Origin of the sequence: Rhizobium sp. NPDC090279 (genome assembly GCF_044769665.1) — a bacterium.
Lineage (GTDB): Bacteria > Pseudomonadota > Alphaproteobacteria > Rhizobiales > Rhizobiaceae > Rhizobium.
In genome coordinates this window covers 366,484-380,933 of record NZ_JBIVYI010000001.1, presented here as the reverse complement: position 1 = coordinate 380,933, position 14,450 = coordinate 366,484, and the positions used below count along the sequence as shown (strand labels likewise).

The window sequence follows — 14,450 nt, the reverse complement described above, 5'->3', positions numbered from 1 at the left end:
ACCTCATATCAAAGCGCATGAAGCCACGCCATCCTCTGCTGCAGCGAGGGGGCGTTGAAGGCCAGCGAGCCGAGGACAACAGTCTCGGCACCGGCCTGGCGAAGGAGCGGAACCGTATGTTCGCGGATACCGCCATCTGCGGCGAGAACGATCCTGTGCGTCGCACCCGAGGTATCGATGAGCCGCTTGGCCTCGACCAGCCGATCGCTCGCCCGCTCGTCGAGCCCCTGCCCCTTCACACCGATCGCCGTGCCGAGAAGCGTCAGGAAATTGAGCCGCGCGACGTATTTCCCGACCTGCGACACCGGCGTCTCAACCTTCAGCACCATGCCCGCCGCAACACCGCGGCGCTCCAAGAGATCCAGCGCCGCGTCGGCAACGGCTTCGTTTTCAAGATGAATGCTGATCAGATCGCTGCCGGCATCGGCAAACTGCTCGATCTGCGACAGGAGAATGTTGTCGGCCACCATCAGATGGACGTGGATCGGGCGCGCGGAGATCTTCCGGATGCCGGCGACCAGATCCGGGAAAAACAGCATGGCCGGAGCGAAGTGACCGTCGGCAACGTCTATATGGAGGACGTCGACATAGGGATCGACCCTCGAAAGATCGTCGGCGAGGCGCAGAAGGTCTGCGGACCAGACGGAAAATTCGCCGATCAATCGATCCTTGGGAAGGTTGGCGATCCAGTTCTTGCGAGCGTCAGTCATTGTTTTTGAGGTCCTTGAGAAAATCGCCCATCGCCTTGCGGAAATCGGCTTGATATTGCGAACGGCTTTCAGCCTTGGATGTGATTTTGACGAAGCGTGCGCCGGGAATTTGTTGCGCCAGATCCTGCGCATAGGAAAGCGGATGGATGAGGTCGCGGTCATGTCCGATGACCAGCGTCGGCATCGATATTCGTTGCACCTCGGCTTCAGTGACGCCAGGGCCATCATTGGAAATCGCGGTCAGCAAAGCCGCGGTGACATCGAGAGGCACGCGCGAAAAGAAGCCCAGCAACGAGGCCAGATTGTCCGGGGCATCCGTGGCCAGCCGCTGGCCGGCGCTGCCGCCAAGAAACGCCATCTTGCCCTCCTCCGCTGGCATCTGCCGCAACAAACGCCCGACTTCCGCGTTCGGGGCCATGTTGTCCGGCGCGGACTGGGCAAGCCATGCGGGCCGGGCAATGATGAGCGCTTTGATGAGATCCGGGCGCTTGACCGCCAGGCGCAGCGAAATTGCCGCGCCCATCGAGATGCCGCCGAGGACGACAGGCCTGGAAGCATGTCTTTCAATGTAGGACGCCACATCGTCGGCAAAAGTGGCGATGGAGAACCGATCGGGGTTGCCGGCCTCCGACCGACCGTGGCCTCTTGCTTCGACCGTTGTGCGGCAAAAGCCGGCATCCGCCGGAAAGACTTCCTCTGTCTGCGTCGCATCTCCGCACAAGCCATGCTGGAAGACGGCCGGAGCGCCCTCTCCGGACATGTCGACATTCAAGAGCGTACCGTCGCTCGTCCGAAACGCAGCCGTCTCGCTCATCGCGTCCCTCCTGTCGCAAGGAGATCCCGAAGAAACGCGGCGACGCCGGCAGCCTCGTCCGCCTTCAGGCCATGAGTGACCAGGTTGCCGCTGAAGCCGATCTGCTTCAGCCTGCCGAGATAGTGAGGATAATCGATGACGCCCTTCCCGGCGGTTGCGAAACTGCCATCCGGATTGCGATCCTTCGCATGAGCCATGACGATGTGCTCGGCCATCAGATCGATGGCGGAAGACACGATATGGCGCTGCTCGTCCAACGGAGCAACCTCGAAGAGATTGGCCGGATCGATCACGACCTTCAGTCTCTGGCTCTTGAGTTCGGCAATCAGGCGATGCGCCTTTTGCGCGGAGTTGATGACATTGGCCAATTCCGGCTCGATGCCGAGATCGACATCGTATCGCTCGGCGATCTCGATGGCGATTTCCATGGCCTCAAGCAGATCCCGCCACGCATCGGGCAGATCGTTGCCGGAATGCGCCCGCCATTGATCAAGGGGGTCGCGCGTGCCGGTGCATAGCGTGATCAGCCCCGTCGACATCGCGGCGCAATGCTTGGCAAGCTCTTCCAGCCTGCGATGTCCGGCCTCGCGCACGGCGATATTGGGGTGGATCATGTTATAGGTGCCGGAGACGGCGACGATCTCGACCTTGGAGACTTCTGCGGCGGCAGCGACTGCGGCCGCCTGCTCTGTGCCGATCGTATCGGGCATCGGCGCCAGACCGGAGCAGGCCATGTTGTATTGCGCTGAGGCGAAGCCTGCATCGGCGACCGATCTGAGGACCGCTGCCGGGTCTGATCCATCGAAGGTCTTGGCGAAGATACCGAGCTTCATCACACACCGCCCGTCACGTCGGCCAGTGCGACGGCCTTGCCGCCTTCGACGGAGCGGGCGATAGCGACCATGGCTTGCACCGAGGCGAGACCGTCGTCGATATCGGCGCCTTCCATGGCGGCACCATCGAGAATGGTGCGGGCAAAGCCCTCCACCTGTCGGCGATAGAAATGGCCGTCTGCGCCGAGCACACGATGCGTCATGCCGTCGGCCTCGCGGAAGATGTCGACCTCGCTCGTCTTGTAGTACCAAGGATTATAGGTCTTGCCGAGGATGCTGCCGTTGCGACCGTAGATCTGAAAGCCTTCGTGCCAGTCCATGCGCACCTGCACGGTCAGATCGAGATGACCGAGCGTGCCGGAGGCGAATTCGACATCGACGAACCAGCACCAGATGCCGGCGCGCTCCGACAGGCGGGCACGGACCGAGACGATGTCGCCGGCAAAATACCGAGCCGTGTCGATCAGGTGGCAGCCGTGCGCCAGCATATAGTAGCGACGCAGATCCGCCTTCGGATTGGTTGACGGCTTCCTCGCACGGGCGCTGGTGACGATCAGCGGCTGCACGGCGTCGGTCATCGGGTAGCGATGGGTGCTGTCGCAATACCAGGCCTTGAGCGCAACCATCTCGCCCATCTCGTCGCGGATGAAGCCCTTGGCCGCCTGCAGCCCGACATCGAAGCGCTTCATATGGCCGACCTGGAAGATCTTGCCCGATCGCTCAACGGCAGCCTTCAGTTCCAGGCACTCTTCGACCGTCACCCCGACCGGCTTTTCGCAAAGCACATGCTTGCCGGCTTCCAGCGCCTTGATCGAGGCCGGCACGTGGAAGGCATCCGCCGTCGCGATGATGACGGCGTCAAGATCCGGATCGGCCAGCATCCGGTCGTAATCGGCGTAGGTCTTCTCGGCCCCGTGGGTGATCGCCATCCGTTCCCTGAGATCGTCGGCCACGTCGCAAATGGCATGAAGGTCGGCATTCACCGCCTTGGTGCAGCTTTCAAAATGCGCCGCCTGGGCGATCTGGCCGGCGCCGAGCACACCGATGCGAAGGCGCCGTTCGTCTTTTACTGGCATCAGGAATTCCTTCGCTTGCGCAATGATCGAGAAACGCTCGAACGAGCGCCAGGACAATGGATTTCAGGAGTGGACGAAGTATGCAGCAATCATTCGGGCCGTGCCTCCCCCGGCAACGACCGATCTGCGCATGACTTCCAGCTTCTCCTCACTCCTTAGTTATAAATCACTTCTATAATTTTTTTACAAAAGAAATAAAATATATTTTGGAAAGATTTCGCGAAAGTGCTGCTAGTGATGCAGCCTGAAATCAAAAGCGGAATTGGATGGGTGGCCCTTGGCGGATCAGACGATCGCGAAATATCTGAACGAACTGACCATCCTGACCATGCTGCGCATTCAGGGCCAGGCCAGCCGCATCGAAATCGCCCGCCATCTCGCCGTCACCCCCGCCACCGTGACCCGCCTGGTCAACAACCTCATCGAGCGCGGGCTCGTCCAGGATGTGGAATTGCCCAATCCTGGCCGCCAGGCCAATCGCGAACCGGGTAGGCCGGCGACCAATGTCGCGCTCAACGCCGACGGTGCCTTCTTCTTCGGTGTCGAGGTCGGTGTCGGCATGCTGCGCTTCGCCCTGCTGAATCTCGCAGCAGCCGTTGTCGAGGCAAGCGAGATGCCATTCAACGGCCGGATGTCGCCCGAACAGGTCGCGGACGAGATCGCATTGCAGGTGAACAGGCTGAAAGACAACCCTGCCTATAGAGATGGCCTCAAGGGCGTGGGCATCGCCTTTCCCGGCATCGTCCGCTCTGACGGCTTCGTCGTCAACCTGCCGATCGTCGGCTGGCGCGACGTCGACTTTCCCCGGCTGCTCTCGCCGCTGATCGATCTGCCCTTCTTCATCGAGAACGACGCCAATGCCGGCGCCTTCGGCTGCGCCTACAACGACCCGTCGCTGCCCGGTACCTGCACCCTCTTCCTGAAACTCGACGCCGGATGCGGCGGTGCGGTCATCGTCGATGGCAGGCTGATGCGGGGCGCGAACGGCACGGCCGGCGAGTTCGGGCATCTGCGCCTGTCCGATGACGGCCCCTTGTGCGGATGCGGCAACAGGGGCTGCCTGGAAAGCCGGATCGGGCTTGCCGCCGTCGCAGAGCAATTTTGGGGAACGGCCCACCTCTCCGAGATCGAACTTGCCGAACTTCCCGGGCAGATCGTCGCGGCGGCACGCCGCAACGACGCCAGAGCCATCGAGACACTCGATTCCTTCGCGCACTGGCTCGTTCAGGGCCTCGTCTCGCTGGTCAATCTCTACAATCCGAGCGTCGTCTTCCTCGCCGGCCCGCTTGCCAAACTGGCCGAGGCGGCGATCGACCGCATATCGGAAGGCGTCAGCCGCGGTATCGTCACCGGCGTCCCTGCCCCGACCCTGATGCTCTCAAGCCTCAGACCGCAGGAAGGAGCCATCGGCGCCGCCGCCATCGCCCACCACCATACATTCGATATCTCCCGCGTCGCTGTCATAACACCGCGTTAAAGCGTTCACGGAATCGCCAAGCCGCTCCATCAATTTGCTTTTGCTCAATTCTAGATGGAAACTCGCCTGGTACTTTCCTGGAATTGCTTGGGGCATATGCAGCCGACCGACGCGTCGCATCGATCGAAGGCTCAGCTCGCAAATTCCTCCAATCGCGATTGATTGAACGACAACCGGACGACAAGGCCCGAAGGCGCGTTGTCGGCAAAGGAAATGGTTCCGCGATGACGGGATACGACATCGCGCACGATGGAAAGACCCAGTCCAAATCCGCTTCTCCCGATCAGCGATCTCGCATCGTCGGCAACATAGAAGGGCTCCAGCACCTTGGCGCGGTGCTCTTTCGGAATACCGGGGCCGTTGTCGGAAATCTGGATCTCAAAGCCGCCTTCCCCCCGGCTTTCAAGCAATACCACGACTTCCGTTCCATGCTTGATCGCGTTGTCGATCACGTTGGACAGGGCACGCCTCATCCCCAATTCCTCGCAGAAAAAAGCCATTCTGGCGGGACCGCAGTATCGTATATCGAAGCCCATATCCGCAAACTCGTTGCAGACGGTCTGAATGAGGCTCGGCATGTCTATGACATAGCCGGCGCGTCGATCATTCTGCTCGCGCAGATAGTGCAGCGTCTCCGAGATCATATTGTCTATGATTTCGATTTCATCGATCATGCCTCCCAATTCCGCGGATCGGACTCCGCGCTCAAGCTTCAGACGCAACCGTGTGAGGGGCGTGCGCAGATCGTGGCTGATCGCAGCCAGCATCCGGGTCCGCTCTTCTATCAGGGACTGCAGACGGCCGTGGAGATGGTTGAGGGCCTTCGCCACCTGGCTGACTTCCTGGGGGCCGGCATCGCTGATCGGCTGGGCCTGTGTCGACACATGACCCAGCGCATCGGCCGCCGCCGCGATCGATGACAGCGGCGCCATCAGCCGCTTGATGATATAGACGGCCAGGAAAAGCACCACGATCATCACCGTGACGACGACGAAGCCAAGCTGTATGAAGATGAACCGCTGCATCGGCGGACGGTGCGTCGTCTGGAAGATCAGCGCATATTGATCATTGATTTTGACGACAACGGAATTGCCCGCGGAGATCGAGATATCGGATGCCGGCAGGTTCCAGTGGGAAAGAAGCTCGTTTTGCAGCTCGTCGGCGAAATTATTGTCCGGCGCCTGGCGTCTCTCGGCAGAGGTGAATTCCCGGCTGGGGAAGAACACTGAGCTCGGGACGATTTCTATATGCATATCGAGCCACCGGGAGCCGCTCATAATCTTCTTTAGCTCCCTCACCGACGAACTTTGCCGCGCCTCCTCCGCAATAGTGGCTATGCGCGCAGCCGCCGAAACCGCCACCAGCTTGAAATCGCCTTCATTGTGCCATCCGTCGGAGAGAAAGAGGAACGCAACCGAGGTGCACACCGTCCCCAGAATGACGGCGGCCAGGACGACCGCGATCATCTGGGTGACGATGGACCGACGATTGATGAAACGAAGATACCCCGTCATAATATCTCTATGCGGGGCGTAAAGACGTAGCCTCCCAGGCGAACGGTTTTGATGAAGGTCGGGGAGCGCAGGTCTGGCTCGATCTTCTGGCGTATTCTGCTGATATGCACATCGACGCTGCGGCCAATCGGACCGGCCGTACCACTGTGCGTGAGCTCCAGAAGCTGCTCCCTTGTTAGAATGCGTCTTGAATTCTGACAGAAGGCCAGAAGAAGATCGAACTCCGTGCTTGTCAGCGTCACCCGGGCGCCCTCGGGACTGAACAGCTGCCGCTGCCCAGGCTCGACGCGCCATCCCTCGAAACGAAAGGCCGAATGGAAAGGATCGGTCGGGGGCCTGGTGATGTGCGAACGCCTGAGGAGCGCGTGGATTCTTGCAAGAAGCTCTCGATGGTTAAAGGGTTTGGTGACATAGTCATCGGCGCCGATTTCCAGCCCTATAATCCTGTCTACATCCTCGGAACGCGCCGTCAGCAGGATGATCGGGACCAACGAGGTCGCTCTCAACCGACGGCAAATACTCAGCCCGCTTTCGCCGGGCAGCATCACATCAAGAATGACGAGATCTGTCGTGTTGTCTTCCAGAAACGCATCCATCTCCTCGGCTGAGGGTGCCCACGTGCTGTTAAAGCCGTTCTCAGCCAGAGCTTCCGACAGTATCTTGGCGATCTCGCTATCATCCTCCACTAGGAGAATCGACTGCCTCTGTTCCTTGTTTGCAGTTCTAATGGTATTCATAGGCACCTTTACTGCCGCTCGGGTCAATTCGATGGCATCACAACATGTTCCAATGCTCTTTCGATCTTGCCGGGGTATTCCCGCACAAGATGTTGCGGTACATTAGGCAGCCTGCATCTAATTTTGTCGAGCTTGTGGCAAGTATCACCTACCACGCTGTCAATACCGTAACTTTATTTCGAAAATTACACAAAAATACATAGAGAAAAACAATATATATGCGGAAACATAGAGAAATATAACTTAACTCAACTTAATCCAAACTGTAGTCGTCTTCGTTTATTCCTTGCCAAATGGCAATGGAGTCTCAAATCGTGCGTCCAGCTACGCATACTGCTGCAATATCCGACTACCAAGATCGAACAGTTATAGACGTGAATGGCGGCGTGAAATCTCGCTATGAAGCACGAACAAATCAATCGCTTCCGATAGTACGGGACATGGATGCAGCTGAAATGGTCTCGCTGCTATCCGGATATCGGTCTGCAAACAGCACTCTGAAAGTGACCATATCCCTCCGTGTAAGAGCATTTATTCCTGACGGGAATACGCCTCAGAAGGAAATGGCGATATTTCCTGCTCGATCTGCGGAGTGTGGCATTTGAGGTGTATATTCATGCGGGGTTCCAACCCTGCCACCGTAGCTTTGTCCGTTATTGTTCTCTCCACGAGTACCGCCGGCAGTCATGTATTCGCTCAGGACCAGGCTCGGCAGCAACCAGCGGGACAGAAGTCCACTTTGCCGACCACAACCAATATAAAAATTCCGGACGGAGCAAAGCTGCTACTGCGGGCGAACGAGGCCATTTACAACAAGGATACGCAGATAATAACCGCGCTCGGCGCAGTTCAAATCCACTATGGCGGCTACAAATTGGTGGCCGACCGCGTCGACTATAACCAGGTGACAAAAAGGATGACCGCAGCGGGAAATGCCGAATTGATCACACCCGACGGTAACCGCACCTATGGTAACAGGATGGATGTGACCAATGACTTCTCGAGTGGATTCATAGATGCCCTGCGGGTTGAAATGCCCGACAATACGCGATTGGTGGCGATCAAGGGCAACCGTGTCGATGGCTCCAAGGTCATCCTGACCAAGGGCGTCTACACCGCCTGCGCTCCATGCACGGAACAGGGGCGCGCGCCGCTATGGCAGGTGAAGGCCGAAAGGATCATCCAGAACGGCATCACCCATACGATAAGGCTGGAGCATGCGAGGCTTGAACTTTTCGGCCAGCCGATCGCCTACATCCCCTGGATGACTGTCCCCGACAATACGGTGAAGAGGAAGTCGGGCTTTCTGTTTCCGACCTTCAGCGTCTCGCAGAATCTCGGCTTCGGCGCGGCAATTCCCTACTACTACGTTATCTCGCCGAGCATGGATGCGACGGTTACTGCCACGGGATACAGCAGTCAGGGCCTGCTGCTGCAGGGAGAGTTTCGTCAGCGGCTCGAAAGCGGAACCTACAGTCTGCGGGCGGCCATCATCGACCAGACCGATCCGGGTGCGTTCGACGCCGGCACCACCGACGCGAGCGCAAAGCTCAGGACGCTCATCGCATCCAAGGGCGACTTCAAGATCAATCCGCGCTGGACCTTCGGCTGGGATGTCATGGCGCAGAGCGACAACGACTTTGCCCGAACCTATAACATCGAGGGGCTAAACCAAAGCACCCACACCAATCAGGCCTATCTGACCGGTATCGGCAAGCAGAATTTCTTCGACATGCGGTTCGCCTATTACGACGAGCAGGACGCGACCACCGGCAGCACCTCGCAAAAGCAGCAGGCTGAAGCCTATCCGGTCATCGATTATCACGCGATCGCACCCAAATCCGTTTACGGCGGAGAATTGTCGCTGACCAGCAATTTCACCAACATCTCCCGAAGCGCAGCAGACGTCGTCGTCAATCCGGACAATACCGATCGCTTCCTCGGCCTTGAGGGCGATTACACGCGCCTGACGACCGAACTGCAGTGGCAGCGCTCCTTCGTGACGCCGCAGGGGCTGGAGCTGACGCCGCTGCTTGCCGCACGCGGCGATACCATGGCTCTGGGAATGGATGGGCCGAACTCCATCAGCCCGTCCTATGTCTATGCCGGCAACTATGACACCAATGGTGTCGCAGCGCGCGATATGCTGACCGCCGGACTGGAGGCCAAGTATCCGATACTCGCGACCACGGCGCATTCCACGCAGATCTTCGAACCGATCGCGCAGATCTATCTTCGGCCGAACGAACAACTCGCGGGCCAATTGCCGAATGAGGACGCCCAGAGCTTCGTGTTCGATGCGACCAATCTTTTCGACCGGGATAAATTCTCCGGGTTCGACCGCGTGGAAGGGGGAACGCGCGCCAATGTCGGCATGCGCTACACCGGCAGCTTTGACAGCGGCTACAAGCTGGACAGTGTCTTCGGCCAGTCCTACCAGCTCATGGGGACGAATTCATTCGCGACGCCGGACCTGGTCGGCGCCGGCCTCGAATCGGGGCTAGAGACGGCGCGATCCGACTATGTGACGATGTTCGGCGTGACCATGCCGCATGGCGTGACGCTCTCGACCTCGTACCGGCTCGATCACGACAACTTCGCGATGAAGCGCGGCGATACGACGATCGGTTACGTCACACCGATTCTCGATACGCAGCTGACCTATACGCATATCGAGGCTCAACCCGACTACGATATTCCGACAAATGAAGACGAGCTCCAGCCGCAAGTCAAATTGAAGCTCTCTGATCAATGGGCGGTAAACACGAAGCTCGGATATGATCTGCGCGCCAACGATCTCAGTGAGCACGACTTCGGCGTGATCTATTCCGACGAATGCACAACCGCCAGCCTGGATTACAACTGGAAACGGGACACGTCCAGCACGACTGGTGTCGACTGGTCGATCATGCTGCACCTGACATTCCGCACGCTCGGTGAGGTCAAGGTCGGTGGCAACTAGAGCAATTTCCGGAAAGGCGCATGGCGCGCTTCCCTGGAATTGCGTGAAAACAAGAGGATAGAGCGTTTTCGCTGCTCGAAGATGGGCGGAGACATGTCGGCTCACGTGCCAGATCGGGCGACGAGACCCATCGGGATGGTTCGTGCATATGTGTGACAATACCGAAGCCAGATCGAAATCTTACTTAACATTACTTAACACCGAGGAACGCGGGGAAGTGATAGTGCTCTTCCAGGTTCACAAGCAGATTCTCCGGCCGCGTGGACATTCATCTCTTTGAAAAAATCCGCGGAACAGCCCCAATTGGAAATGCAAGGTATAAGCGTAGATGAACTCTGATTTACGGCGGTCCAGATTAAAACGTTCAAATTCGACAATTGCCATTCTAGCATTCATAAGCACAGCTACAGTTGCGCCACTATCTGCACACGCAGCCATGGTCAGCGATATACATGTAGTGGGTGCCGAGCGCGTGGGATCGACGGCTGTAAAAGACAATATAACGATAACTCCGGGCAAGAACTTTTCGGATGCGGATATCGATCAATCAATCAAGCAGCTTTATGAAACTGGTTACTTTTCCGACGTCCATATCTCTGTCGAAGGGCATAGCCTCGTTATCTCTGTACACGAAAACAATCTGATCAACGCTGTTGTATTCAACGGCAACAAGCAGATAAAGGACGACAAGCTGGCCGGACTGGTGAAGTCAAAGGCCGCCGGCCCGTACAGCGAAAGCCAGGTTCAGGACGATATAAAATCGATCAAGGATGCCTATGCGGCGATCGGGCGCAACAATGTCGAGATCACGCCAAAAGTCGTCAATATCGCAAAGAATAGGGTCAATCTCGCATTCGTCATCAACGAAGGCGACCGCACCAAAATTAGCAAGCTGACTTTCTCGGGAAATCACGCCTTCAGCAGCGGCCGGCTCGCCTCCGTGATCAGCACGAAAAAATCCGATTTCATGTCGTTTCTGACGCGCAAGGATATCTACAGCGAAACGAAGAAAGGCGCCGACGAGGATGCGCTTCGCAAATTCTACTACGATCACGGATTTGTCGACTTCAGGCTGGTGTCCGATAGCGCGACCTTCGATAATGCAACGAACAGCTACGATGTCAGCTTCGTGCTGGATGAGGGCGAAAAATATCGATATGGCGATATTTCAGTCACGTCCACCGTCCAGGGCATCAATGCCGACGATCTGAAGAGCCTCGTCATCACGCGCAGGGGCGATACCTATAATGCCGAGGATATTCAGAAATCGATTGACGCAATCTCGAAGCGTATCGAAGCGGCTGGCTATCCATTTGCCAAGGTAACGCCCCGCGGCAATCGCAACCCCGAGGATCGCTCCGTCTCGATAGAATACATCGTCGATCAGGGCGAGCGCGCCTATGTGGAACGGATCGAAATTCGCGGCAATACGCGAACGCGAGACTACGTCATTCGACGCGAGTTCGACCTCAACGAAGGGGATGCCTTCAATGAGCAGATGATCGCGCGCGCCAAGCGTCGTCTGGAGGCACTCGGCTACTTCACCTCGGTTAAGATCTCGACGAGCCCCGGCACTGCTCCGGATCGGGTTGTCATCGTCGTCGATGTCGAGGACCAGTCAACCGGCTCCTTCGGTATCGGCGGCGGCTATGCCGTCGGCGTCAACGGCGGCCCTCTGCTCGAAGCCTCGGTGGAAGAGAAGAATTTTCTCGGACGCGGCCAGTATATCAAGATCGCCGCAGGCGCGAGCACGAGCGGAAGCCAGACCTATACCCTTTCCTTCACCGAGCCATACTTCCTCGGCGAGCGCCTTGCGGCCGGCTTCGACCTTTTCAAGAGCATAACGACCAGCAGCGATTACTACGACTACGGCGAGGAAGGCGTGTCGCTGCGGATCACGGCGCCGATCACCGAAAACCTCGCGACGACGCTTCGCTACACTTATAAGCAGATTACCTACACCGGCGAGAACGACTGGCAGGACAACCTCTCGACGCCTTACCAGAACCTGATTAACAACGGTCCCTGGACGCAATCGAGCGTTTCTCAGACCTTCACCTACAACACGCTCGATGATCAGAACTTGCCGCGCGACGGCTTCATCGCCAAGATCACGCAGGAGGTCGCGGGCCTCGGCGGTGACTCGAATTACTATAAGCTCAGCGGCAAGGCGCGCTATTACCATACCCTTTCGGACTCAAAGGACATCATCGGTTCGGTGACGGTTGGCGCCGGCTATATGGCTTCGACAACCGGTCAGAACTTGAATATCTTCGATCAATTCATGATCGGCGGCAGCGAGATCAGAGGGTTTCAGGACGGAGGTATCGGTCCGAGAACCTCGGATAACGATCCCCTTGGTGGAACGAAATACTTTACCGCCTCGGTGGAAACGAGCATGCCGACGCCAGGTATGCCGCAGGATCTCGGCTTTCGCAGCTCGGTCTTCGTGGATGCGGGAACGCTCTATGGCAACGAAGCCGATGTCGACGGAGATGTATTGCACGACGGGTCCGCGCTGCGCGCATCTGCCGGCATCGGCCTGACCTGGTCGTCTCCGTTCGGGGTGATCAATCTCAGCTACGCCGTGCCATTCCTCAAGCAAAACTACGACCAGATAGAAAATTTCCGGTTCGGCTTCGGCAACCAGTTCTAAGGCAACGCGGGTCGAGCACCGGATTGCCAATGCAAGCTTAGGAACGGTGCCGCACCATGGCACCATTCAGCGGCGGAGTTCCTGATGTTCCCTCGGCCTCGTGCGATGAAGGTCGCCCCGCCCGGCAGTCCATGCTGCCGGGCCTTCCCAATGACCCGCTGGCGCCAGGCAAACAGCGCAGGGTCGCCCTTTCGCATCGCACATCGCATATCGGCAAGGGCATGTGTCCACTGGCGGCGCCGACAGGCGATATCATCGTCATTTCGTTCCACCGCACGCGCAAGCACTATGGCTGCGCGTCTTTCGGCAGCTGGGCAACGCTCCAGTTGCCCCCAAGCGCTTCGATGAGGCTCGCGCTCGATGTCATCAGACCTTCCTGGATCTGCAATGCGGCCTCTTCGTTGGAAAGCGCGGTCGCCTGCGCCGTAACAACGCTGGTATAGGCTCCGGTTCCGGCCTGGTATTCGTTGACCGTTACGGTGACTGCCTGGCGAGAGAGGCGCACGGCCTTGTCCTGTGCGGCCGCCTGTTGTTTCAGAATGCGGAGATTGGATAACTGGTCCTCGACGTTCTGGAACGCCGCTAGCACTGTCTGGCGGTAATTGGCGACGCTCTGATCGTAGGTCGCCCGCGCGGCCTTGACCGCCGCAGAGCGATTGCCACCGTCGAACAGGGTCTCGCTGGCGCTCGCTCCAAGTGACCAAATGGCATTGGTCGCCGAGAAAAGCGGCGATGCGCCGGTATATCCGGCGAGAGCCGACAGCGAGACGGTCGGATAATAGGCTGCGACCGCCACACCGACGAGCGCATTCTCCTGTTGCATGGTGCGCTCGGCTTCGGCGATGTCCGGGCGGCGCTCCAGCAGGGAGGAAGGAATTGCAGCGGGAACCTCGGGCACGGATTGCGCAAGCCTGCCCGGACCGATCGTAAGGTCGGACGGAGGCTTGCCGACCAAGAGCGCGATGGCATGCTCATATTGCGCGCGCAACTGTTGGGCGGCGATGGCGGAGGCCTGCGTTGTTGCAAGCTGCGTCTGTGCCGTGATGACGTCCGAGCGGGCGGCGACCCCGGCGGCATATTGGTTCTCCGTGATCGCAAGGGTCGTCTGGTATGCCTTCGCCGTGGCGTTCAACAGACCGACCAGCGCATCCTGATAGCGCAGTTCGAAATAATCCGTCACGAGCTGCGCTTGCGCAGTGAGTGTCAGGTCGGCGAGTTCGGCGGCGCTCGCCTGCGCGCCCGCCTTGTCGCTTTCGATCTGCCGGCGCACCTTGCCCCAGAGATCGAGATCCCAGCTCGCACTACCCTCGGCCGTTCCGGTGGTCTCCGTCACCCCGGCGCTACGAGCACGAGTGACACCGGGCGTGATGGACAGAGACGGAAACAGGCTCGAGCGCGCCTCCGCGATAACGGCTTGCGCCTCGCGATAGGCCGCCTCGTAGGCCTTGAGGTTCTGGTTGTTGATGGCGACCTGCGGCACCAACTCGTTCAACAGCGGGTCCTTGTAGACGCTCCACCAGGCCCCCCGGTCGGCCCCGCTGCTCGGCTGCGCAACCTTCCAGCCCTTCGGCGCCTCCTTGAAGGCGACAGGCGTGGTAACGGGCGGCCTGAGATAGTTGGGGCCCGTGGTACAGGACTGAAGCATCGACAGGGTGCTACATAAGGTGCAAA

General features: G+C 58.6%; 10 protein-coding genes. 3 read left to right on the top strand and 7 right to left on the bottom strand.

The features are described 5' to 3' along the window. Positions 1-8: 8 nt before the first annotated feature. Genes ACIQWP_RS01735 through ACIQWP_RS01720 form a run of 4 tightly spaced genes read right to left on the bottom strand, consistent with a single transcriptional unit; the run spans position 9 to position 3,433 of the window. The gene (locus ACIQWP_RS01735) at positions 9-710 is read right to left on the bottom strand and encodes a ribulose-phosphate 3-epimerase (protein ID WP_402781391.1); all 702 of its coding nucleotides are present in this window, start codon (positions 708-710) and stop codon (positions 9-11) included. Then, positions 703-1,524 (bottom strand): alpha/beta fold hydrolase, encoded by an 822-nt coding sequence (locus ACIQWP_RS01730; RefSeq protein ID WP_402781388.1) that lies wholly within the window; start codon positions 1,522-1,524, stop codon positions 703-705. The genes ACIQWP_RS01735 and ACIQWP_RS01730 overlap by 8 nt, the downstream gene beginning before the upstream one ends. Next, complete coding sequence (locus tag ACIQWP_RS01725) at positions 1,521-2,357, bottom strand: sugar phosphate isomerase/epimerase family protein (RefSeq protein WP_402781385.1); 837 nt, start codon at positions 2,355-2,357, stop codon at positions 1,521-1,523. The genes ACIQWP_RS01730 and ACIQWP_RS01725 overlap by 4 nt, the downstream gene beginning before the upstream one ends. After that, entirely contained in the window at positions 2,357-3,433 is a 1,077-nt protein-coding gene (locus ACIQWP_RS01720; protein WP_402781382.1) for a Gfo/Idh/MocA family protein, read from the bottom strand. The genes ACIQWP_RS01725 and ACIQWP_RS01720 overlap by 1 nt, the downstream gene beginning before the upstream one ends. A 277-nt stretch (positions 3,434-3,710) precedes the next feature. Here ACIQWP_RS01720 and ACIQWP_RS01715 point away from each other — a divergent pair, with 277 nt between their 5' ends. Continuing rightward, positions 3,711-4,910 carry an ROK family protein gene (locus tag ACIQWP_RS01715; RefSeq protein WP_402781379.1) on the top strand — a complete coding sequence of 400 codons (1,200 nt, stop codon included), beginning with the start codon at positions 3,711-3,713 and terminating at the stop codon, positions 4,908-4,910. A 131-nt stretch (positions 4,911-5,041) separates the two neighbouring features. On the opposite strand, the gene ACIQWP_RS01710 is transcribed toward ACIQWP_RS01715, so the two are convergent. Both ACIQWP_RS01710 and ACIQWP_RS01705 read right to left on the bottom strand, forming a co-directional pair. Next, a complete protein-coding gene (locus tag ACIQWP_RS01710; RefSeq protein ID WP_402781376.1) occupies positions 5,042-6,424 on the bottom strand; it encodes a sensor histidine kinase in 1,383 nt (460 codons plus the stop codon). Continuing rightward, a complete protein-coding gene (locus ACIQWP_RS01705; protein ID WP_402782704.1) occupies positions 6,421-7,161 on the bottom strand; it encodes a response regulator in 741 nt (246 codons plus the stop codon). The genes ACIQWP_RS01710 and ACIQWP_RS01705 overlap by 4 nt, the downstream gene beginning before the upstream one ends. A 616-nt stretch (positions 7,162-7,777) precedes the next feature. Here ACIQWP_RS01705 and ACIQWP_RS01700 point away from each other — a divergent pair. Both ACIQWP_RS01700 and bamA read left to right on the top strand, forming a co-directional pair. Continuing rightward, the gene (locus ACIQWP_RS01700) at positions 7,778-10,123 is read left to right on the top strand and encodes an LPS-assembly protein LptD (protein ID WP_402781373.1); all 2,346 of its coding nucleotides are present in this window, start codon (positions 7,778-7,780) and stop codon (positions 10,121-10,123) included. 328 nt (positions 10,124-10,451) lie between these two features. Then, entirely contained in the window at positions 10,452-12,779 is a 2,328-nt protein-coding gene (gene bamA / locus ACIQWP_RS01695; protein WP_402781370.1) for an outer membrane protein assembly factor BamA, read from the top strand. Positions 12,780-13,065: 286 nt separating this feature from the next. On the opposite strand, the gene ACIQWP_RS01690 is transcribed toward bamA, so the two are convergent. Beyond that, positions 13,066-14,424: an efflux transporter outer membrane subunit gene (locus tag ACIQWP_RS01690; RefSeq protein ID WP_402781367.1), complete on the bottom strand. Its 1,359-nt coding sequence runs from the start codon at positions 14,422-14,424 to the stop codon at positions 13,066-13,068. Positions 14,425-14,450 lie beyond the last annotated feature (26 nt).

Bases quoted from the DNA above. Each gene is read 5' to 3' on its own strand.
- ACIQWP_RS01735 (WP_402781391.1), bottom strand. From the start codon at position 710: ATGACTGACGCTCGCAAGAACTGGATCGCCAACCTTCCCAAGGATCGA.
- ACIQWP_RS01730 (WP_402781388.1), bottom strand. From the start codon at position 1,524: ATGAGCGAGACGGCTGCGTTTCGGACGAGCGACGGTACGCTCTTGAAT.
- ACIQWP_RS01725 (WP_402781385.1), bottom strand. From the start codon at position 2,357: ATGAAGCTCGGTATCTTCGCCAAGACCTTCGATGGATCAGACCCGGCA.
- ACIQWP_RS01720 (WP_402781382.1), bottom strand. From the start codon at position 3,433: ATGCCAGTAAAAGACGAACGGCGCCTTCGCATCGGTGTGCTCGGCGCC.
- ACIQWP_RS01710 (WP_402781376.1), bottom strand. From the start codon at position 6,424: ATGACGGGGTATCTTCGTTTCATCAATCGTCGGTCCATCGTCACCCAG.
- ACIQWP_RS01705 (WP_402782704.1), bottom strand. From the start codon at position 7,161: ATGAATACCATTAGAACTGCAAACAAGGAACAGAGGCAGTCGATTCTC.
- ACIQWP_RS01700 (WP_402781373.1), top strand. From the start codon at position 7,778: ATGCGGGGTTCCAACCCTGCCACCGTAGCTTTGTCCGTTATTGTTCTC.
- bamA (WP_402781370.1), top strand. From the start codon at position 10,452: ATGAACTCTGATTTACGGCGGTCCAGATTAAAACGTTCAAATTCGACA.
- ACIQWP_RS01690 (WP_402781367.1), bottom strand. From the start codon at position 14,424: ATGCTTCAGTCCTGTACCACGGGCCCCAACTATCTCAGGCCGCCCGTT.